Annotated in this window: 23 protein-coding genes and 1 riboswitch; of the genes, 2 read left to right on the top strand and 21 right to left on the bottom strand. The window is 30.6% G+C overall.

Annotated features, from left to right (window positions below):
• Positions 1-62: 62 nt before the first annotated feature.
• Genes BUB36_RS13150 through BUB36_RS13110 form a run of 9 tightly spaced genes read right to left on the bottom strand, consistent with a single transcriptional unit; the run spans position 63 to position 6837 of the window.
• A complete protein-coding gene (locus tag BUB36_RS13150; protein WP_073151070.1) occupies positions 63-800 on the bottom strand; it encodes an energy-coupling factor transporter transmembrane component T family protein in 738 nt (245 codons plus the stop codon).
• A complete protein-coding gene (locus tag BUB36_RS13145; RefSeq protein ID WP_073151067.1) occupies positions 787-1449 on the bottom strand; it encodes an energy-coupling factor ABC transporter ATP-binding protein in 663 nt (220 codons plus the stop codon). The genes BUB36_RS13150 and BUB36_RS13145 overlap by 14 nt, the downstream gene beginning before the upstream one ends.
• A 3-nt stretch (positions 1450-1452) precedes the next feature.
• Positions 1453-2139: an energy-coupling factor ABC transporter ATP-binding protein gene (locus tag BUB36_RS13140; protein ID WP_242655831.1), complete on the bottom strand. Its 687-nt coding sequence runs from the start codon at positions 2137-2139 to the stop codon at positions 1453-1455.
• Positions 2136-2648: a molybdopterin-dependent oxidoreductase gene (locus BUB36_RS13135; protein WP_073151061.1), complete on the bottom strand. Its 513-nt coding sequence runs from the start codon at positions 2646-2648 to the stop codon at positions 2136-2138. Before BUB36_RS13135 ends, BUB36_RS13140 begins: the two co-directional genes overlap by 4 nt.
• Positions 2648-4144 (bottom strand): alkaline phosphatase family protein, encoded by a 1497-nt coding sequence (locus BUB36_RS13130; RefSeq protein ID WP_073151058.1) that lies wholly within the window; start codon positions 4142-4144, stop codon positions 2648-2650. Before BUB36_RS13130 ends, BUB36_RS13135 begins: the two co-directional genes overlap by 1 nt.
• Positions 4137-4712 carry an ECF transporter S component gene (locus BUB36_RS13125; protein ID WP_073151054.1) on the bottom strand — a complete coding sequence of 192 codons (576 nt, stop codon included), beginning with the start codon at positions 4710-4712 and terminating at the stop codon, positions 4137-4139. The genes BUB36_RS13130 and BUB36_RS13125 overlap by 8 nt, the downstream gene beginning before the upstream one ends.
• 19 nt (positions 4713-4731) lie before the next feature.
• Positions 4732-5217: a molybdopterin-dependent oxidoreductase gene (locus tag BUB36_RS13120; RefSeq protein WP_073151051.1), complete on the bottom strand. Its 486-nt coding sequence runs from the start codon at positions 5215-5217 to the stop codon at positions 4732-4734.
• A 30-nt stretch (positions 5218-5247) separates the two neighbouring features.
• The gene (locus BUB36_RS13115) at positions 5248-6360 is read right to left on the bottom strand and encodes a molybdopterin-dependent oxidoreductase (RefSeq protein ID WP_073151048.1); all 1113 of its coding nucleotides are present in this window, start codon (positions 6358-6360) and stop codon (positions 5248-5250) included.
• A gap of 3 nt (positions 6361-6363) precedes the next feature.
• Positions 6364-6837 carry an FMN-binding protein gene (locus BUB36_RS13110; protein ID WP_073151044.1) on the bottom strand — a complete coding sequence of 158 codons (474 nt, stop codon included), beginning with the start codon at positions 6835-6837 and terminating at the stop codon, positions 6364-6366.
• A gap of 116 nt (positions 6838-6953) precedes the next feature.
• Positions 6954-7076, bottom strand: a riboswitch (molybdenum cofactor riboswitch).
• Between the two features lie 420 nt (positions 7077-7496).
• Here BUB36_RS13110 and BUB36_RS13105 point away from each other — a divergent pair.
• On the top strand, positions 7497-7787 hold the full coding sequence (locus tag BUB36_RS13105; RefSeq protein WP_084112037.1) for a hypothetical protein: 291 nt from the start codon (positions 7497-7499) through the stop codon (positions 7785-7787).
• Positions 7788-7799: 12 nt separating this feature from the next.
• On the opposite strand, the gene cysQ is transcribed toward BUB36_RS13105, so the two are convergent.
• Positions 7800-8576 (bottom strand): 3'(2'),5'-bisphosphate nucleotidase CysQ, encoded by a 777-nt coding sequence (cysQ, locus tag BUB36_RS13100; protein WP_073151042.1) that lies wholly within the window; start codon positions 8574-8576, stop codon positions 7800-7802.
• Positions 8577-8686: 110 nt separating this feature from the next.
• Here cysQ and BUB36_RS13095 point away from each other — a divergent pair, with 110 nt between their 5' ends.
• Complete coding sequence (locus BUB36_RS13095; RefSeq protein ID WP_073151039.1) at positions 8687-9238, top strand: ribonuclease H-like YkuK family protein; 552 nt, start codon at positions 8687-8689, stop codon at positions 9236-9238.
• Between the two features lie 145 nt (positions 9239-9383).
• Here the strand turns inward: BUB36_RS13095 and BUB36_RS13090 are convergent, their stop codons facing one another.
• The 11 genes from BUB36_RS13090 to BUB36_RS13040 form a co-directional block, all read right to left on the bottom strand.
• Positions 9384-10088 (bottom strand): 4'-phosphopantetheinyl transferase family protein, encoded by a 705-nt coding sequence (locus BUB36_RS13090; RefSeq protein WP_084112036.1) that lies wholly within the window; start codon positions 10086-10088, stop codon positions 9384-9386.
• Between the two features lie 144 nt (positions 10089-10232).
• Positions 10233-11417, bottom strand: coding sequence for a class-III pyridoxal-phosphate-dependent aminotransferase (locus BUB36_RS13085; protein WP_073151036.1), 1185 nt, complete (start codon positions 11415-11417; stop codon positions 10233-10235).
• Between the two features lie 34 nt (positions 11418-11451).
• Positions 11452-12684 carry an electron transfer flavoprotein subunit alpha gene (locus BUB36_RS13080; RefSeq protein WP_073151033.1) on the bottom strand — a complete coding sequence of 411 codons (1233 nt, stop codon included), beginning with the start codon at positions 12682-12684 and terminating at the stop codon, positions 11452-11454.
• Between the two features lie 38 nt (positions 12685-12722).
• A complete protein-coding gene (locus tag BUB36_RS13075) occupies positions 12723-13523 on the bottom strand; it encodes an electron transfer flavoprotein subunit beta/FixA family protein (protein ID WP_073151030.1) in 801 nt (266 codons plus the stop codon).
• A 21-nt stretch (positions 13524-13544) separates the two neighbouring features.
• Positions 13545-14918 carry an MATE family efflux transporter gene (locus tag BUB36_RS13070; RefSeq protein WP_073151027.1) on the bottom strand — a complete coding sequence of 458 codons (1374 nt, stop codon included), beginning with the start codon at positions 14916-14918 and terminating at the stop codon, positions 13545-13547.
• A gap of 196 nt (positions 14919-15114) precedes the next feature.
• Entirely contained in the window at positions 15115-16338 is a 1224-nt protein-coding gene (locus BUB36_RS13065; RefSeq protein WP_073151025.1) for a 2-hydroxyacyl-CoA dehydratase family protein, read from the bottom strand.
• Between the two features lie 51 nt (positions 16339-16389).
• Positions 16390-17607 (bottom strand): 2-hydroxyacyl-CoA dehydratase family protein, encoded by a 1218-nt coding sequence (locus BUB36_RS13060; RefSeq protein WP_073151110.1) that lies wholly within the window; start codon positions 17605-17607, stop codon positions 16390-16392.
• A gap of 11 nt (positions 17608-17618) precedes the next feature.
• Complete coding sequence (locus BUB36_RS13055) at positions 17619-18734, bottom strand: 2-hydroxyacyl-CoA dehydratase subunit D (RefSeq protein WP_073151022.1); 1116 nt, start codon at positions 18732-18734, stop codon at positions 17619-17621.
• Between the two features lie 32 nt (positions 18735-18766).
• Positions 18767-19543 carry an acyl-CoA dehydratase activase gene (locus tag BUB36_RS13050; RefSeq protein ID WP_073151019.1) on the bottom strand — a complete coding sequence of 259 codons (777 nt, stop codon included), beginning with the start codon at positions 19541-19543 and terminating at the stop codon, positions 18767-18769.
• 114 nt (positions 19544-19657) lie between these two features.
• Positions 19658-20548: a thioesterase domain-containing protein gene (locus tag BUB36_RS13045; RefSeq protein WP_073151016.1), complete on the bottom strand. Its 891-nt coding sequence runs from the start codon at positions 20546-20548 to the stop codon at positions 19658-19660.
• Positions 20545-21218, bottom strand: a 674-nt coding sequence (locus tag BUB36_RS13040) for a non-ribosomal peptide synthetase (RefSeq protein WP_131821273.1), incomplete at its 5' end; no start/stop codon positions are given. The genes BUB36_RS13040 and BUB36_RS13045, both read right to left, overlap by 4 nt.

Below are 21218 nucleotides of genomic sequence, written 5' to 3'. Positions count from 1 at the left end.
TTCTTTCAAATTTAAATCCTATGTGGAAATATTAAAACTCCCGCCATAGGAAACACAATCAGTCAAGTTAAATAAATGTAAGCTATAAATATAGAAGTTATTATGCTAGCCGTTGATATTAAATAGTCCTTTGTATTCATCTTTAATTTAATATAGCTGGTTCTTTTATTATATGCCCTAAAGCCTCTACATTCCATGGCTATTGAAAGCCTTTGGGATTTCACAATGGCTCCAGCCACCACTGGAGTAAATATATGTGAATAAAGCTTTATCTTTTCTTTAATAGATAGTTTATCCATATCTATTCCCCTAAGCTGGATTGCTGTAAGGGTATCTTGAAGCTCCTCCCCTAATAAGGGTAAAAAGCGTATGGCTACCGATACCATAAAGGCTATTTCATAGGGTATTTTCCACTCCACAAGCCCTTGAAGAATTTCTCTGGATGTGGAAGTCATAAGTATCGTTGCAGATACGAGGATAATTGATATTCGAAGAAGAAATTCCGATGCTCTAAAGATACCAATATCCGTAAGCAAGGTAAATTTACCTATCATGATTAAAGGGTTTCCCCCTTTTATAAAGAGGCTTTGAACAATAATCATAGCAATAAATACTCCAAGCATCCTTCTTAATTTTTTTAATACCGTGAAAATTTCACTGCCCAATATCTTACTGACTAATATAGCTATAGCAAGTATAATTATCAAATATCTCAGGTCTTGTATAAAGACCGACAATGAAGATATAGATATAACAATAATAAGCTTTGTTCTAGGATCCAATGATTTATCTTGTATCATTGATTATTTCACCTCTAGCTATTTCAATTCTTCTTGAAGCATGTGCTTTAACAAAATCTAAATCATGGCTAATAATTATCATTCCCACACCTTCTTCCTCAAGCCTTGTCAAATACCTTGAAAGCCTAGTCTTTCTAAGCTTATCCAGCCCCGTTGTAGGTTCATCCAATATCAGAAACTCAGGTTTGTTCATTAATATTGCAGCAAGTGCCAATCTTTGCTTTTCTCCGTAGCTTAAGTTAAAAGTAAACTCGTCCTTTTTTTCCCAGAGTTCAAAAAAATTTAATAATCTTTCCATCTCCCCATAGCCTTCAGTTGATTCTTTTCCTCCAAGCTTACTTAGAAATAAAAGTTCTTCACATACATTTGTTGTGAAAATCTGACGACTTGGATTTTGAAATAAATATCCTATTTTTTTACCTACCTGCCCTAAGCTCATATCCTTGGTATTGTTACCACAAATGAATACATCTCCATCAATGGGCTTTAATATACCTGCCAAAAGCTTTCCCAGAGTCGTCTTTCCTCCTCCATTATGACCAATTATAGTAGTAATATCTTTTTTATATATTTTTAAGGAAATGTCGTTAATAACTTTTTTTCTTTTTGGATATGCAAAATCTATATTTTTTGCCTCTATGTAAGTCATTTACTACAGTTCTCCTTTAAACTCCTGTATTTTCCCATCCTTTAATAGAACTATTCTATCCACTATGTCTAGATTGTTAAAATCATGTTCTATCATAACTATTGTTTTTCCATCTTCCTTTAATTTTTTTATTACATTTTTTATTTTTCCCTTTCCCTTTTCATCTATTTGTGCCATAGCCTCATCAAAAACTAAAATATCTGGTTCTAAGCTTAACACAGCTCCAAGGGCAATAAGCTGCTTTTCTCCCCCCGACAGATTATTGGGATTTTCGTACCTATATCTTTCCATATCAATAAGCTTTAATACTTCTTCAATCCTTTGTCCAATTTCTTCCCTTGAGACACAAAGATTCTCTGGGCCAAAGGCGATCTCGTCTTCAACAGTAGGAGAAAATAATTGAGTATCTGGGTCTTGAAAAACCACGCCCACTATTGTTGCAAGCTCTGCTCTATCTGTATCCTTTACATTATTTCCAAGGATTTTTACACTTCCATGAAAGTCTCCCTTGAAAGTATTGGGTATGATTCCATTCAATGTATAGCATAATGTACTTTTCCCATTTCCGCTGAGTCCTACTATAGCTAGTATTTCCCCCTGCTTAACACTAAGATTTATTCCTTTAAGTATATAGTCCTTTTGTCCATTATACTTGAAATAAAGATTGTCTATTTCAATAGCTGGTATCACTGAATATCTGCCTCCACAGCAAATTTGCACCAATACTGACTAAATTTATCCTTGCTTATAATCATCTGATATGGTCCTTTACCACCATTTTCTCTATTGCCAAGGGCCTGACCTTCCCTCATATAAGCCAGATAAACATTGTCATCCTCCAATACCTTAGCAATATCTACTGCTACAGTGTATCCATCGATGGCAGTAACTATCACAGCTGATCTATTCTCTAGACTTACATTATATTTCTTAAATAAATTTTTAAGGGGAACTCCCGTATAAGTGTAGGGTATAGGCTGCTTTCCATTTGTCTTTAAGTTTGCACTAAATTCTGTTTCACCAAGTGTTCTTATTTCCTTCATATTCAGCTTAGCTATTTCCTTACCATTTTCCTTAATAACAAACTCAGCATTTTCCTGTAATTCCTTTTTTGTTTCTACGGTTTTCAGATTTAAATATGCTGTAACTCCAACTATTACAACCAATACTATAATAATAAAGGCTATTTTCTTATTCATTATTTATCAGCTCCTTCAAACACAAAGTAGGGTACAATTAAATCTTCATATCTAAATACTCCATGGGTACCACCTTCAGCTGTAGAATGTATTCCATGGTCTGACACTATCATTATCTTGCCATCCCATTTGTTACAAAGCTCCTTAACATATCCATCTATGGTCTTTAAAGTCTCCATGGTTTCCTTAGCAAAATCTCCCTTTTCATGCCCCATGTCGTCTATGCTGTGGAAATGTACCAATGCCAAATCTGGCTCATTCTTTATTGCCTTTAATGCTGACTCAAATATTTCATCGTCTCTTGTTCCATTTTTATTTTTATCTATATTTAAAATCGGTTGAATTTCAGTATTTAATATCTTTATGTCCCCTTCCACAAGCACTGCTTCTTTTCCCATTTTCTGCATTTTGCCAAATATAGACTCGGTTTTTAAATCCTTATACTTCCTATCATATACTCCATTGATATTTGGTGGCTGTCCAGTAATCATGGCAGCAAAGCCTGCATTGGTAACGGGTTTATATACACTTGCTGCCATTTTGGGGTTATCTAGACCTCCCATAAATGGTATATAGCCCTTTGATAATGCATATTCATATTGATGATATCCGAAACCATCTAGAAAAAGTATCAAAACCCTTTCATCGTTTTCAATATAATGCAATGCATCATAATAGGTATTCATTATAGTATCAGATGGGATTTCTGTCATTATTCCCTGTATTTCATGAATTTGCTTTCTTTTCTCTGGGTTAATGTAGTTAATTCTATTATTCATTACTTCAAGATACCCTTTATTGTCGATAATTTCATATACCCCATTTTTCCCCATCATCAAGAGACGCTCTTGATTTGATTTTACAATGCTTTTTATAGGTAAAAGTTTTTTATGCTTATAAAGCTCTACATTATATTTTCTGCCATCTTCAGTTTTAGTAGATTTTCCATCAAAATAAGGGTAGAGAACAAGTTCCTTAAGATAGAATTGACCCGGTGTTATATTTAAAATGTTTTCTTTAGAGCTTATAACATTAAAACCATAGTCCCATGTATTCTCTTTAGATACTACTACTATTTCCTTTATTCTTTTTATCTTACTGTTTATAGGATGCTTCTGGGTTACAGCTTGCCATCCATTTTCATGGGAGAATCTTATTTTACAGTCGTCTATGTTTTTACTCTCTATCTGTGCAAATAATCCATCTTCTCCCACTAAAAGAACATCATAGTTTTTGGTAACAGGCTTTGCTGTATCTACCAGCTCCTGAAGAGCAATAAAACTATTTTCTTCTTTAGTTGATTTAAAATCATGAATGGATACTAGTTCATTTACATCTCCTACTATTTTAAGCTCTGGTATATATGTAGATACCTCTTCTGAGCTAGGTATTGACATTCTTCCAATAAGGGCTCCTATTATCAAAAAAGCTGCTCCAATAATTATAAGTATTACTTTAGAACCTGAAATTATAGATTTTCCTTTATTTCTATTCACAAGCCCCATCTCCTTGTCCTTCTATTCCCATTAGGTTAAGCTTTCTAAATCTCTTAATAATATTAAATGCAATTACACCTCCAAGCCCGCCTGATAAAGCAGCACTGCTTAGAGAAAGTATTAATGGGATAAGTGGAAGTCTAAAAAATACTAGATTTGATAAAAATGTTCCACTCATATTGGCAGTTATTCCTGCTAAAAAGCAATCTGATAGGCTGTTTCCTTTACTTCTCATAACTAATAGTAATATATCGACCATGAAACCTGGTAAGGTATAGGTTGCCACGCTTAGTACCCCATGGGTGCCATAGACCCCTGTAACTATTATCATTATAGCTTGAACAAAGGCAATCAATGTTGCTGTACCCCTTTTTCCTACAAGCCCAGCTCCAAGCACTATCCACATCATATAAAATCCTCCAGCTATTGCTCCTCCAGGTATATATAGGGGCCCTGTTATAATATGAGCCAGTGGTACAACCACTGGCTTTGTTGCTATGCCTAAAGCTGCCATCATAGCAATTATGATGAGTTCGAACATGGAGAATTTACTAAGAAATCTATTCATAGTGCTTTTCTCCCTTCTATTATTTAAGTAATTTTATTTTAGCTACTCCCTTTATCCACCAATTGGAGCCTTTTCCATTAACAACTAACTGAACTTTGTTGTCATCTTCTAAGGCTTCTCCATCTTTTATTACACCTAGAATAGTTTCTTCACTCATTACTAAATCCTTTGGTAACTCTTTACTATACCCATCTCCCGCTTCAACAACAACTGCACTGTATTCTTCTGCCTTTAAATAGTCCAATACCTCCTTAAGTCCGTATCCCTTCCAAGTCTGTTCCGTTTCGCTTCCATCTTTTTTCTTCATTATAGCTTTAATTTCTTTTAAACCAACCTTTTCACCATCTATATTTGTAAAGCTTATGGCTTCATCCTTTATTCCCTCTATGTTTATAGTCCACTTAACTTTATCTGCCGATGCCTTTTGTTCTCCACCGCAACCTACAAAGGCAGTTAATACCAAAGCTAAAGTTAAAATAAAACCTATAAATCTTTTTATTTTCATCTTAAGTCCCCCTGTCTTAAATTTTATATATTATTTTACAACTTCTATTTTATGGATGCCTTTTATTTTAGTATTTTTAGACATTCCTTCAAACATTAGAGCATATCCGCCTTTTGCCCTTGGATATATCAATCCTTTTTCTATATCATCTGCAGATATCTCTACCTCATATCCATCTTGAGCTGTACATAAATACTTATCTCCGTTTACAAGCCCCACTTCTTTAAAAAAGCTCTTTAATGGAACTCCTTCATTATCTTCTACCAATTTCTTTTCAAAGGCTTCTAAAGATTGCTTCAATGAAAAGTATGCAGTATCTCCACATCTAAAGTATAAAATATTCTTCACATGCATCCCCTTTGGTAGGTCAGGTGATAAAAATAGTGGAATATCTTTTCCTGTTATTTTTATATATCCTGATTTAAACACATCTATAGCTTCTTCCTTTTCTAATCCATCTACAGCTTTTAAATATACTCCGTTTTTATCTGAGTCTTCATTTAATCCTTTAAGCAGCTCCCTTGTTTTTACAGCCTTATCTACGTTTTCATAGTATGTATAGTCCTCCTGCTGCAGGTCTGAAACAGCAGTCTCTATAAATTCTATCCTATTGATTGAGCTTTGTTCCTCCTCAAGTAGCTCAATTTCAACAAGATTCTTAACCCAGTACATAGATCTTTCATCAGGTATAGCAGACATTAGCGGTAAAGCTTTTTCATCTAAAGGTTTATCATTAACTTCATATGCCAACAAAATTTCTCTTTTATCTAATATTTCTTTAGGCACTACTATAGAATAACTATCTCCAGCAATGAAACGAATTCCACTAAAATTCTTTTGTGATACTTCATAGAGCTTTAATATATCTTCAAGCGATGTACCCTTTACCTTTTTCTTTTTAATCTCACCGCTTGAGGATATAGATTCCATTTCCTTTGTTATAGGCTTAAAGCTCTTTATTTTTTCAAGGCTTATTGTCTGCTTTCCATCCTTTAAGCCCTTGATGGTTATTTCTACAATCTTTTTCACATCCTTTGTTTCATTACCTACAGTGGTTTCTTCAGGTTTATTGGTGCATGCAGCAGTAAATACTAATAAAAAAATAAGGACTACCAAACCCATTTTCTTTATAAGTGTATTCATCTACTATTCCCCCTTTATTTTCTGATAATTATTCATACAAAGATTTGCTCCCTTTGCAACAGCTTCACTGGTAATGGTTGCTCCAGTTATTGCTACTATTTGATTTTCCTCTTTAGCTGACATCTTCACAACCCTTAGTGGAATAGTTGCAGTTTTTCCTTTAAATCTTTCCAAAAACCATTCTTCTGTTAACAAATCACCATAATCATGGGATTCGTTATGTTCTAAAATCTTAATCTGTTCTATTTCATCTTCTTTACAGTCTATTACTACCATCATTTTAATTTTATCTACAAACCCGTTTTGCTCAATTAATTGAATAATCTTATTATTTTCACTATCGGTTACATGATAAATTCTGTAAATACTTTCATTTTCGTATTTTTTTAGTCTTTCTACTGTGCAATCTTCCTTTATCACTTCTTGGACTTCTTTATCTATCTTGGTGCCACAAGATGATAATAAACAAACAATCATAAGTCCAACGACTAGCTTTATATTCTTTATGGCTCCCCCTCCTTTGCAGATAAAAAAATACAACTCTTATCCATTGAGGAAAGAAGTTGTATTTTTGCTTCTAACAAAAGTATAAAGCTATAGCTTTATATTCTCCTTTCCACACTGGGAGGCATAACCGTTTCCAATTATACCCTATCGATTTCCTATCCATAAGCTTATAACTCTACAGGATAAAAAATTCGGAGAAATATTCCATTATAGTATAATATTACATCATAGCCAGTCTAATGTCAATGCAATGTATGAATCGTGAAAATAATTTTGCATGAAACGAATTAAATTTTTTGTCCGTAAAATACCTTAAAGAGTTTTAATATTTCATTTGAGTGATTTTAATAAACCTGTTTTTACCCTCAAAATTATATAAAAAAACAGGTTTATTACATGAAGGAAAAGGAAATATTAAAACTCTCGTGATAGAAACTAGCACTATAGGTTAATTTAATCAAATTATAATAAAACTTTCATATATTTATAGCATATATTGTATTAAATTATAAGTAAAGTTTCTTTGCAATTTCCTACTAAATTTAGTAACTGTTCATATTAATTTAAAATACTATATTATATAGAAGGATTATTAAAAAACTTCACAATGAAAGAAGGTATACTTATATATGGATAATGTCATAATCAAACCTTCAGGTAGTGGTTTTTTGGTAATAAATGTTACAAAAGTCAACAAATATGGTTTTGATAAGGCTCACACCCATATTAAAAGCAAAATAGTTGCAAAGACTATTAAAAATAACGTATTGTATAATAGATTCCCAAAGACTCGAAATGAGTATTTACTTAAAAGCCATATAAGAATAAGTAACAATGAAAACTATATAAGAAAAATTCAGCAATTGATAGATACTAGAAAAAATAAGGGAAATCAAAGATATATTAATTCTCAAAGATAAAAAATATTAAATTTATATGAGTCTGTTTTCCATTTTATTTAGTATATAAAATCCTTTATCATTTAATGAATTTTCTCTATTGTAAAGCATATCAGTATCATCAATTTGCTTAAATATACCACCAGCTTCTTCAACTATACATTGCATTGCAGCAGTATCCCATTCTTTAGTTAAACTATAACGATAATATATTTCAGCTTCTCCCTTTGCTATTAGGCAACCCTTTAAGGAACTGCCTGCAATCTTAACATGGGATATTTTATAGCTATTACGCTTAATTAAGTCTTTTAATTTATCTGTAGCATGGGATCTACTCATCATAACTCTAATATTTTCTATTCTATCTGAAACAGATATTTTTTGCACATTTAATTTTGTTTGATAGTATGCACCCAAACCCTTTGCTGCATAATATAATTCCTTTGTTGCTGGTAAATATATAACTCCTAAAACTACTCTATTTTTATAAGCTAGAGCAATATTTACAGTAAATTCTCCATTTTTCTTTATGAATTCCTTAGTTCCATCTAGGGGATCTACTATAAAGCACCTATCGTTATTTAGTCTTGACAAATCATCTTGACATTCTTCAGAGAGTATCGAGTAATCTGGAAATTCGCTGCTAAGTCCATCTATTATTATTTGATTTGATCTTTTGTCAGCAACAGTTATTGGAGATTCATCTTCTTTATATTCTATATCAAAGGAATCAGTATAGATTTTCATTATGGCTTCTCCAGCTTTTACAGCTAAAATTTTAGATATATTTAATTCTCTGGATAGATTCATATAATCGCCCTTTCAAAATATATACTTAAAGATATAAAAATCAATATAGGGTCACAGTAAATAGAAGATAGTTTGGTGGCTTTACTTATTATAATTAGGAGGTTCAAATTATGATTAATAAAAATTTATATTATTTGAATAACATGATTTTTTCAAACTCAACTAACAAACATATGTCTTTTGAAGAAGTCTTTAATAATATTTTATATTTTATTAAGCAGGATCCTAATGCTCTTTACAAATTAGCTATAGGCACTGATTCCCATGTAAAAGCTTTAACCCGTTTCATATCTGCAATCCATCTTCATCGCATTGGACAAGATGGTATTGGTAAAGGTGCATGGGGATGTATCAAAGAATATATAGTTCCAAGAAGAATAAGCAGTCTTAGAGAGAAGATTTCAATTGAAACATCATTAACTCAAGAACTGCTTTTTTTATTTGATTACAAACGCATATCTGAAATACTCGATATCTTAATCCCATATTTAGACAAAGGGTCAGATTTTACCATCGAAGCTCATATTGATATAGGAAGAAAAGGTGCAACAAGGGACTTAGTTAATGAAATGCTTGGAAGATTTTCAAATATGGACGTAGAAACAAAAATTAAACCCGATTCCTATGCTGCTTCTTCCTATGCTGACAGATATACAAAATAATAATGTATAATTATGAAACAAACTTCTAAAAATAATAAACTTGCATAATTAAAACTAATAACTTTTAATACAATATGTAGATAATTTTCTTGACTCTCTCGTACCCCCAAAATTTTTTTAAATTATTATGCAATTTTCTCAAGGATTATAAGTTTTTCCTCTCAAGCAGATATCGGTCATTAAAAATTTCACTAAATGATTTAAAGACAATTTTTTTAGGGAAAGCTTTATTTTTTGAACATACTGATAATTTATAGCAGTAATCAATGTTGTACATTTTAAAATAACGCTTGTTATTCGTCCCTATTACTTCTATATTATCTCCAATAACACTTATTTCAAAAGAGTTCAGTGGTATTGATAGCCCTTTACCAACTGCTTTTATATAGCTTTCCTTCAATGTCCATAATTCAAAAAAATATCCTAATTTTTCATATTCATTTTTACTATTAAGAAATCTACATTCATTTTTTGTAAAAAAACGCTCTACTATATCAAGATAATTTATTGATTGTATTTTTTCTATATCAATACCAATAGGACTCTCATCTATAGCACATACAACCCAATCTCCTGAATGAGAAATATTAAACTCAAAATTATTAATAGTATACAAATATGGTTTTCCATAATTATTAGTTACTATCTTTATATCAGAATTTAACATATTAAATTTATTAATAATAATCTGTCTAACTAAAATCTCTCCTAAAAGAGATCTGTATTTATCGTTTAAGCGTACTAATCTATTAATCTTTTTTATTCTTTCCTCAGACAGATATGATAATAGCTTTTTATATTTTGATTTTTCAATTATATCATTAATTTTAGTTGCATAAATCTCAATCATATTATTATTCCTTTATATAGAAAAATAAATTTTCATAAATAGATAAGATAGCATATTCTAAATTATATTCAACAATCTAGATACGATATTTTAATGCGATTGATTAACTAAAAAATCTAAATATGTAATTCACTTAATTTATCTCTATAGCATTTTTAGTATTGCTTCGTCTAAATTTTCTAGCATCATTTCTATATCCTTCTTTTTTATATTTAAAGCAGGATAAAATCTGAATAAATTTGCAGCTTTCTTATATCCTATCATATAGCCTCTGATAAATAGCTTTTGATTTAGTTCTTTTAACCAATCCTGATCTATGCTTTCTTTAAATTCAATTCCTAGCATCAACCCTCTGCCCCGTACTTCTTTTATAATTCCATACTTGCTTACAAGCTTTTCAAGTTCTTTCAAAAACCATTTACCTAATTCTTTACTTCTTATAACTAAATTTTCTTGTCCAATAACCTTTATTACTTCCTTAACTACAGCACAACCTAACGCATCATTTTGATGTGATTGGGCATAATGAAAATCAGTTTTTCCTAAAGCTTCATCAATATTTTGCTTTATTGCTACAATGCTGACAGGATATCCATTTCCGATTCCTTTACCTATAGCTATAATATCTGGAGTTATATTATAATGCATATATCCATACCATTTGCCAGTACGTCCTACACCTGTTGTTACTTCATCTACTACAATAATTCCATTATTTTGTTTTATCAACTTCTCTAATGTTTTTACCAATTGCTTTGGAGGTAATTTTATTAGCCCTGATGAATTCCCAGGCTCAAATACAAATCCACCAAGAATTTCAAAGGGAATATTTTTTATAAGTTCGCAATTAATATCACACTTATTTACCTTAGTGCATGTTTTACACGGACTCCAATCAAACAAATACCATTCTTCACTTAATTTTTTACCAGATGATCCATATGCACTTAAATATGTATCAGAAAAAGTTAAAAGAAGTGGTTTTGGGCTAAGTTCTCTTGCCATCTGCACTCCAAGCTCTACTGCTTCGCTTCCTGAATTTAAAAAAACACATTTGCCATCAAGCATATCTAAAGTTTCTAATACTTTTTGAGCAGTTTCTTCAACAATATTATTAGGATAGCGATAACCTACATGGGATATTTTACCTAATTGTGTTATTATTGCTTGATTAACATCATATTGGTTATGTCCTAACGAAGTACACCAAACCCCTGCTTCAAAATCCACATAGCATTTACCATTAATGTCATAAATATAACTGCCCTCTCCCCTAACGATTTGTCTTGTTAATACCTCATAACCCGTACATTCTAAGACATGTCTCATATATTTCCCCCATCTCATATAGTATAATTAATTTCTAATATTTCTTAAATCGATTTTTTATGTTTAAATTCTTATCAGCTATTCGTGTTTTTAACTCTTCTATTAATGCAGGTATAACCTGCATAATATCTCCTACTATACCATACGTAGATAACTTAAATATTGGCGCTTCTGAATCCTTATTAATGGCTATTATCATCTCAGAAGAACTCATTCCAGCTAGATGTTGTATAGCTCCTGAAATCCCACAAGCAAAATATATTTTAGGTCTTACAGTTTTTCCAGTCTGTCCTATCTGTTGATCATATTCCAGCCATCCAGCGTCTACAACCGCTCTCGAAGCTCCTACAGATGCCCCTAAAAGCTGTGCCAAATCTTCAATCATTTTTATATTCTTAGCCTCTCCAATTCCTCTACCAACAGCAACTATTATTTCTGCATCAGATATATTTTTTATACTACTTAAATGCTTTACCCTTTTTATTACTTTTGTACTCAATTTTTCTGAAATTATTGGAGTATGGGCTATAATTTTTCCCTTTCTTGAATAATTAGGAGTAAGGGCTTTCATAACCATAGGTCTTACTGTAGCCATTTGTGGTCTCTTCTTTTCACAAATAATAGTAGCCATAAGGTTTCCCCCAAAAGCTGGTCTTGTTTGCAAAAGAACTCTATTGTCAGAATTTATTTCTAGCTTTGTACAGTCTGCTGTAAGTCCTGTGTTAAGTCTTGATGCTATTCTCGGTGCAATAGAACGACTGTAGACAGTAGCTCCAAAAAGAACGATTTCTGGCTTATATATTTCAATTAAATTTGTCAATGTATCAATGTAAATTTCGTCATTAAAATTTTCTAAAATTTCAGCTTCACATTTATATACAATATCTGCTCCATATGCAATGAGTTTTCTAGCTTCATCTCCTATATTATTTCCAATGATTACTGCACTAAGGTTAACTTGAAGAATATCTGCAAGTCTTCTCCCTTCACCAAGAAGTTCATAAGAAACTCTTTTTGCTTTTCCATATGTTTGTTCGCAAAAAACCCAAATACCTTTATGAGTTTCATTTTCACTTAGTATAGGTTGTTTATCTCTAATAAAATTAATTGCACTACAAGGACATGCAGCTATACAAATACCACATTTACAACAGTTATTATTAATTATTACTTTTTTATTTAAAAATTCTACTGCTCCATAAGAGCAAATTTTCATACATAAGCCACAATTATTACATCTGTCTAATAATATATTTATATCATTCATCTTCTATTCCCTCATATCTATTATTAATTTATAATGAATTATTTAATAATTTTAAGTTTATTATAGCTAAACAGTTTATCTACAAGCTTTTTTGCCTGATCATATGGCTCACCTTTAATAAATTCACTTTGTATGTTATAAACAGGAGTATAGGTTTTTACAACTTTAGTAGGTGAACCAGTAAGCCCACACCGCTTTCTATCTACTTCTACATCCTCAGCATTCCAAACTTCAATAAAAGCTTTCTTAGCTTTTATTGCTCCCTTTAGCGACAGCATCCTTGGCTCATTTATATCCTTTACGACTGTGATAAGTGCTGGAAGCTCTATTTCAAGCACATCATATCCATTCTCAGTTAACCTTTGACATCTTATAAACTCCTTATTGATTTCTTCTATTTTTTTTACATTTGTAACGTGGGGAATACCTAACTTTTCTGCTAAGCTGGGACCCACTTGTGCTGTATCTCCATCAATAGCTTGCTTTCCACATATAATCAAGTCATATTTCCCTATTTTTTTTATACCCATTGAAAGTATATAAGCTGTTGCAAGCGTATCTGAACCTGCAAAGATTGTATCACTTAATAGTATTGCATCATCTACTCCCATACCTATAGCTTCCCTTAATATTTCTGTAACCGATGGTATTCCCATACTTAATGCTATTACCTTTCCTATTCCTATATTTTCCTTTATTCTTAATCCTTCTTCCAATGCATAAGTATCAAATGGATTAATTATTGCCTTTACATTTTCTCTAACTATTGTATTTGTATCAGGATTTAACTGTATTTCATCTGTATCCAAAACCTGCTTTATACACACTATGATATTCATTGAATCACCCTAATTTTTATATTATATTACACTAATTTTTTTCCATTTACCACTAATAAATCTAATAGAAACAATAGATAGCATTAGTAATGTATATACTAACAATACTATCCATATCCACATTAAAGAAAGATTTAATACCACAACAAATATATAAGGTAAAACTATATAGAACAAAAAAGGCATTATAGTAAATATAATCATCATAAACATTGTATCCCCTACAGCACGTAAAACATTACTTATTACTATTTGCATAGTATCAAATACTATCCAAATAGAAGTTACCCTTATTAAAATAGTTGTATAATTTACTATAGCCTCAAATTTTTCTTTATCTCCTCCACTATTAAAAATTAAAATTAAATGTTTGGGGAATAAATTATACACAATAATTATTAATAAATTAAAACAAAGCCCTATCATTAGTCCTTTTTTCAATGCTTTTGCAATATTATTTATTCTTCCTGCTCCTCTTTCTTGCCCTACAATAATACTCATTGCCATACCAAGCCCCCATATAGGGAAAATTGATATACCTTCTATTGTAAATGCAATATTTGAACAAGTTAGATTAAATTCACCTGTTTTACCAATTATAAGTAATAACAAGCTGAAATATGCAGTTCCTACAAAGGTTTGTATTCCTGCTGGAAAACCAAATCTCGCTAATTTTTTTATCAAGTTCTTGTCTAGTTTTTTATTGGCAAAAACTTCATATTGGTTAGATATTTTTTTTCTTTTCAAAAGTATAATATATATTATACAACTAACTATGGAACTTGTAATTGTAGCTGAACCCGCACCTACAATTCCTCCCATTTCTGGAAATCCAAACTTTCCAAATATAAAAATCCAGTCTAAAATCATATTGAGTACATTGGAAACAACTCCAACATACATTGTTATTTTGGTTTCTCCAATACCTCTATACAAGCTTGAAAAGGCTGTTATAAACAATTGGACACAGCTTGAGAATATAATTAAATAAAAATATTGCTTTTCAAACTCTATAAGGTGACTTTCATGCCCCATTAATTGAAATATATTTGATATTACAGGTGATATTAATATTATTAATAAAGAAAACACAACACTTAAATATACACCTTGCCACATTGACGAAGAACAATCATCTTTTTTATCTGCACCATAATACTGTGCTATCAAGGTAGCTGTGAATCCAATAACTCCAATAAAAATACTTGAAATTGCTGAAGCTATATTTCCAGCTGGCATTGCAGCTGCAAATTGAGTAAGACTATATTTTGCAACAAATGCACGATCAACAAAGACCATTAAATTTAAAGAAAACATGGAAAGTATTATTGGGTATGTAATTTTTAAAATTTTTTGTAATGATACTTGTTCTTCATTTCTAATATCTTCATTCATTCTATAACCTCCAATTGTTTCTGGTTTTTTATTATAGTCGATAGCAACTAATAAAATTCACATGCAAACTGTATATCTTTAATAATTACTTAAATTCTTTTAAGCACAATATGCTATTATACAATATATACAACTAGCATATTGTGCTTAAATGTCAACAAAATCTAATTATACAGCTTCATAACCTAATATTTAATTAGATTATTTCTAAAAATGCATCAATTCTATTTTTTACATGAGAAAAGGCATAGTTATTTCTATCCATATAATCTGCATCTATAGTAAGATATTTAATGTTGTTTTCCGTTGCAAATACTCTAAGCATTTGACTTAAGCCTTGCAAATTCCTACATCCCCAAGCATTAATAATAATAATCCCATCCATCTTAAACCTATTATATACATCTGTTATGCTCTTTTTAAATCTATCTGTATTCCACATATATAAAATAGACCTTATTGCAAGACTTTTAAAGGGTTCTTCCTTGTCTAATAAGTACATATTACTGTCCATAAGAGCACCCCAATAAATAATCTCTACATGTTTTTCTAAATATTCTATTATTTCAAAGGTATGGTTAGGCAATTGTCCAACCCACAGTACTTTTTTCCATTTTTCATTACTATCTAATTTTTTGCTTAATTCAAATGCTTCTTCATAGAGTGTTTTACATATATCTACTGCTTCTTTCAAACCCCAAGGATTAGTTGCAAATATTTCATATAATTCTCTTGATATTTCAGGAAGCCTGTATTTTTCTGTTAGTTTGACCGTATTTATAAAATATTCTTTCGCTTGATTGGAGTAATCTATAACCTTTGTGAATTTTTCTTCATTATATTTTATATTTGTAAGTCTTTCTATATCTTTCATTATGCTTTTAAATTGCTTAACTAAATAAGATATTGAATCATCATTTAAATAATTGGGTACATCTAATGCTAAATATGGTTTATCATAAAAATCTGCCATTATGTATGCAAGCTTAGCTAAGCAATCACATGGATGGTTATTTACCATTATTATATCTGGTGTTGGATAACAATTAGCTAAAGCTATCCCAAAAGAACTTCTTATATTGGTACAAATATCTCTAGCAAGATTGTTTTCCTCTGTTACTTTAAGAAATTTTTCGATAGCATCTGAACGAGCAAAAAATGCAGCCATAGACTCTATGTTTAAAGGTCTTATATCAAATGGAAACAATATTTCATTTGGGAATTGCTCTCCAGCATATGCCACTTTTGATTTATTTTTATATGTTTCCATAATTATATAAGCATTGACTAAAGATCTTATTTTGGATGCTTTTAAATTACCAACTTGATTTATATTCTCAGCATTATAATTATCAGTAGCTCGAAGCATATTTTGATATTGAGTTTCACGGTCTTTATCTGTAATTTTATATCTAATCATATCTATCCCCTTATAATATAATTAATTTTATTTTTTTATTGCTTTTTAAATCTAAATTATTTCTAAAAATGCATCCAATCTATTTTTTACCTGATTAAAGGCATAATTATTTCTATCCATTACATCTAAATTAATAGTTAAATACTTTAAATTTTTTTCTTCTGCTACCTCTTTTATTACTGATCTAATACCTAGCATATTCCTGCATCCCCAAACATTTGCTATTATTATTGCTTCAATTCCAAATTCATCACATACCATAGCCGTATTCTCTTTCATCCTATCAGAATGCCAATGAAATAATATTGCACGTTTAGCAATACTATGTATTGGATTCTCAATATCTAAACTCATTAAAGTTCCGTCCCATAAAATTGCTGAAAAAATTATATCCAATTCTCTTTCTAAATATTTGATTATCTCATGGAAACCCTCAGGCGCTTGACCCATCCATAAGACTCTTTTTTTCTTTGTATTTTGCTTTTGACTTATTTCTAATGCTTCCTCATAAAGCACCTTGCATAAACTCACTGTTTCTTTTAAACCAAAGGCATTTAATCCAAATATTTCTAATAGTTCCCTTGATACTCTAGGCACATACGATTTTTTAAGAATCTCGGTAGTTTTACAATAATATTCTTTTGCTTCATTTGAGTATTCAACTATTTTCTTAAAATTATTTTCATCGAAACTACAACTTAATTCTTTTTCTATTTTTAATATCATTTTATTAATTTGAGCAACAAGATAATTAATGCTCTCCCCATTTATTTCATTAGGAGTATTTAATGAAAAATAGGGACTATTATATAATTGACTTGCAATATATCCAAGCTTTGCAAGACAATCACAAGGTTGATCATTAGATAAAACAATATTTGGTCTTGGATAACAATTGGCATGCATTGTTGCAAAAGGTGCTCTTAAAAATGAACATATATCCCTAGATAAAAAATTTTCTTCTGAAAGCTGAAAGAAATCTTCTATATTAACACTTTGAGCAAATAATATTGCCATTGACTCTATATTCCAAGCCTGCATATTAAAAGCATATACAATTTCTGTAGGAAATTGCTCTCCTACATAGGCAACCTTTGAATCAGCTTTGTATGCTTCTACCAATCTATAGGAATTAATTATTGATCTCATTCTAGTTGCCTTTAAAGTATTCGATACTTCTTCTTGTATGTGATTATGCCTATTTATAACATTTAACATGTTTTTATATTGCTCTAGTCTAATATCATTTTTTATGTTACTTTTAGCCATAACTATCACCTTCAATACATCCTTGTTTCAAGGAAAGTTTGTATTCTTGTCTTTATGCTCTCAATATTAGTCATATGCTGCTCCCCTTCTATAAATAGAACTGGTATACCCTTTTCATTTAATTTTTTTCGTATAATAGGATAATCCATCAAATTTGTATCACAAAACTTTAAAGAAAAATATATAACTGAATCAACATTATACTCTTGAATTAATTTATATAAATGTTCAAATCTCTTATTTATATCGAGCATTCTGGCACAGGTTGCTTTATCAAGATAATAATCGGCAATAGCATCTATAGGCTCATTATTTTCATTTATCTGCCCTTCAAAATATTTTATTCCATTACTTATGTCTTCACATACTAAAATTGCTCCTGTTTTTTCGATAACATCTATTATGTCACTGTTATCAAAATAACTGCCACACATCATAACCCTGTGTTTTTTTAATTTACCTGTTCTTATTTGAGCATCTTCTATTTTTTTTAGCAAAATATCCATCTTCTCATTAAATTCTTCTCTTAAACCACATGTGCTTGCCTTAACTATATTTATGGCATCATTTCCTGAAATTAAAGGAAAATCTGATTTCCTCAATTCATACATTTGCTGCAATAGTTTGCGTGATTTATTAAATGTTTTTATGGCATCACTTAAATTTTCTTCACTAATTTTTAAGTCAAAATGGGTTTCAAGGGATTTTCTTAAATTATGAAGTTGCAGTTTATAATATTCCCTTGATAGTTTATTTATATCTCTAGGCAGTTCAATGAAAAAACTATAATTTAATTTTAAATTTCTCGTCCACGCCTCATATAATCTCTTCCTCATATCACAAGCATCAACAAATATAACTCCTTCAGCAAAATCATAAACTCCATCAATACCTTCACTTAGACAGCTAAGCACATAAGAACAATAATTATTACTTAAAAGAGCATTTGCATCAGTAGTGTTTATGCCTCTTTCCCCAGTTATTCTAAAAGTAGTAATACCTGCTGCATATAAAATTTCTTCAGGTGTATATATAGAAATCCAACCCATCCTAGGTTTATTAATACGCTTCAAAGAATTTATCCTATCTTCATTCATATTTACTATACTCTCTAATATATCTCTCATTTTCATAGCTCCTTTTGATATAATATGCAAACTTATTTCCCAATTAGCTGTCCTATAAAAGCAGCTCCAATAGCTCCCATAACCTGTGGATAATCAGTTACTTCTACTGTCATATTGAGCATATCTTCTAGGGATTTTATTATTCCCTTATTTTTAGCTACCCCTCCACTCATTGCAACAGGTTCTGTAATTCCTACTGTTTTCAGTAATGATGTAGCCCTTGAAACTATTGATTCATGTACACCTTTTACAATATTAGGAATAGGTGTTCCCACTGCAACTAACGAAACTACTTCCGTTTCTGCAAATACTGTACACATACTGCTAATTCTAGCTGCTGATGTAGCTTGCATAGATATATCCCCCAAATCCTCAAGTTTCACATTCAATGCTTTTGAAATTATCTCGAGAAATCTACCACAACCTGCTGCACATTTATCATTCATCATAAAATTTATTACGTTACCGTCTTTATCAATCAATATTGCTTTACTATCTTGTCCTCCTATATCAAGTATAGTTCTTATATGAGGTTTTAATAAATGAATTCCTTTTGCATGGCAAGTAATCTCTGATACATGTTTATCTGAAAAAGGTACATTTTCCCTGCCATATCCTGTTGTCACAACTAAATCTATCTCACTCTTATTCAAGCCAGCTTTTTTTAAAACATTATTAAAGGTTATCTCCGCTGACTGCCTATTATTTCCACCAGTAAAAACTACATCATAGGCAAGTATTTCCTTTTTATCATTTAATATAGCAGATTTTGTAGATAATGAACCAATATCTATTCCAACAGTTATCATAATAATAATCCCCCTATATTTTTATATTTTTACTTTGCTTACAAATATATCTGTAGCTTTATAAACCTACAGCTAAATATATATATATATTTAAATATTTATTTATTACTTTTTTTATAATAATTGGTTCAGCTTAATCGAAAGTAAGTCCACATTTCTTTCATCAAACATGGAAAAATGATCTCCTTCAACCTCACAAATGGATAGGTTATAACAATATTTGTTCCAATCACTTATACGTTCAATTGGTTCTTTCTTAGCATTAAACATATAAACAGATGATTTTAGTTTATATTCAGGAGTATAGAAAACTCTAGCATCATGAAGCGTCCTTATTATGTTAATTCCATAAAACATATCATATAGTGAAGCTTTTTCTACATTTGGAATATTATGAGTCAGTCCCCAATTATCCATCTCTATGAAAAGTTCTTTATTAAAATCATCATCTTTTAATTCATTTTTTATAATATCCCAAAATTGATGAACTTCATTACAATTAATTAATTTTTCTCGTAGCTTCCCATTGGTTATAAATTTACAAACATAGTCTATTTCTGATTCCATTGAAAAATCTTTAGGGTGTATTTGAGAAAAGTATTTAGGAGGGTGGGTATTAAATAACCCACAAAATCCTATTTCCTCGCCTGCCTGTTCAAGCTGAGCTGCCATTTCAAAGGCAATATTTCCCCCTAAACACCATCCAGCTATATAATATGGACCCCTTGGCTGTAGCCTTTTAATTTCTTCAATATATTTTTTAGCAATATTTTGTATAGTTATTTTTTTAGGAACAAATCCTATTTCTGTACTAAGTGCAACTCCATATACATCAAAATCATTGCGTATTAATTCACTTAGCAAAAAGTAAGCTTCCAATCTTCCCGCACCATTATGAATCCAAAAAAACTTTTTATCTGCATCTAAATTTTTTTTGAATTTAATAACTTTTCTTTTACAATGATATTTATAATTAACTTTAGTAGTATTGTTTTTTTTCATCATACTACTACCTCCTGTGAGATTTCCATTTCAAGTTTTTCAGCCAATTCTAAAATTGTCTTAGCCCTCATAATAGTAACCACAGATGGTGCTTCTCCAAATTCATTTTCAAGCTCTGAAATAAGCTGAACCATTAAAATCGAATTTCCTCCTCTATTGAAAAAATTATCATTCATACTTAAATCATTAATACCTAATATATCCTCTATTATGTTTATTAGCTTTTTCTCCAGTTCTGTCTTTGGTGCAATGTATCTTCCCATTGAAAATTCTTCTTTAATAGCATATAAGACATTTTTATCTACCTTACCATTTAGATTAAGAGGAAACTTATCCATCTTCACAAAATATGTAGGTATCATATATTCTGGTAGCTCTTGCGATAGAAAAGCTCTAAGTTCCTTCATTGGAATATCTTCATCTGATACTATATAACCACATAGGTATTTGTTTTTATTTTCATCTTCTTTTGCTATTACAACTGCTTCTTTAATTTTTTCATGTTTTTCTAATCTTGCTTCTATCTCTCCAAGCTCTATTCTAAATCCCCTTATCTTCACTTGGTTGTCTATTCTACCTAAAAACTCTATAGTACCATCGGGCAACCATCTTGCTAAATCTCCTGTTTTATATATCCTTTCACCTTCCACAAATGGATTCTTAACAAACTTTT

The organism is Paramaledivibacter caminithermalis DSM 15212 (assembly GCF_900142245.1).
Lineage (GTDB): Bacteria > Bacillota > Clostridia > Peptostreptococcales > Caminicellaceae > Paramaledivibacter > Paramaledivibacter caminithermalis.
This window is presented reverse-complemented; position numbering and strand designations above follow the sequence as displayed.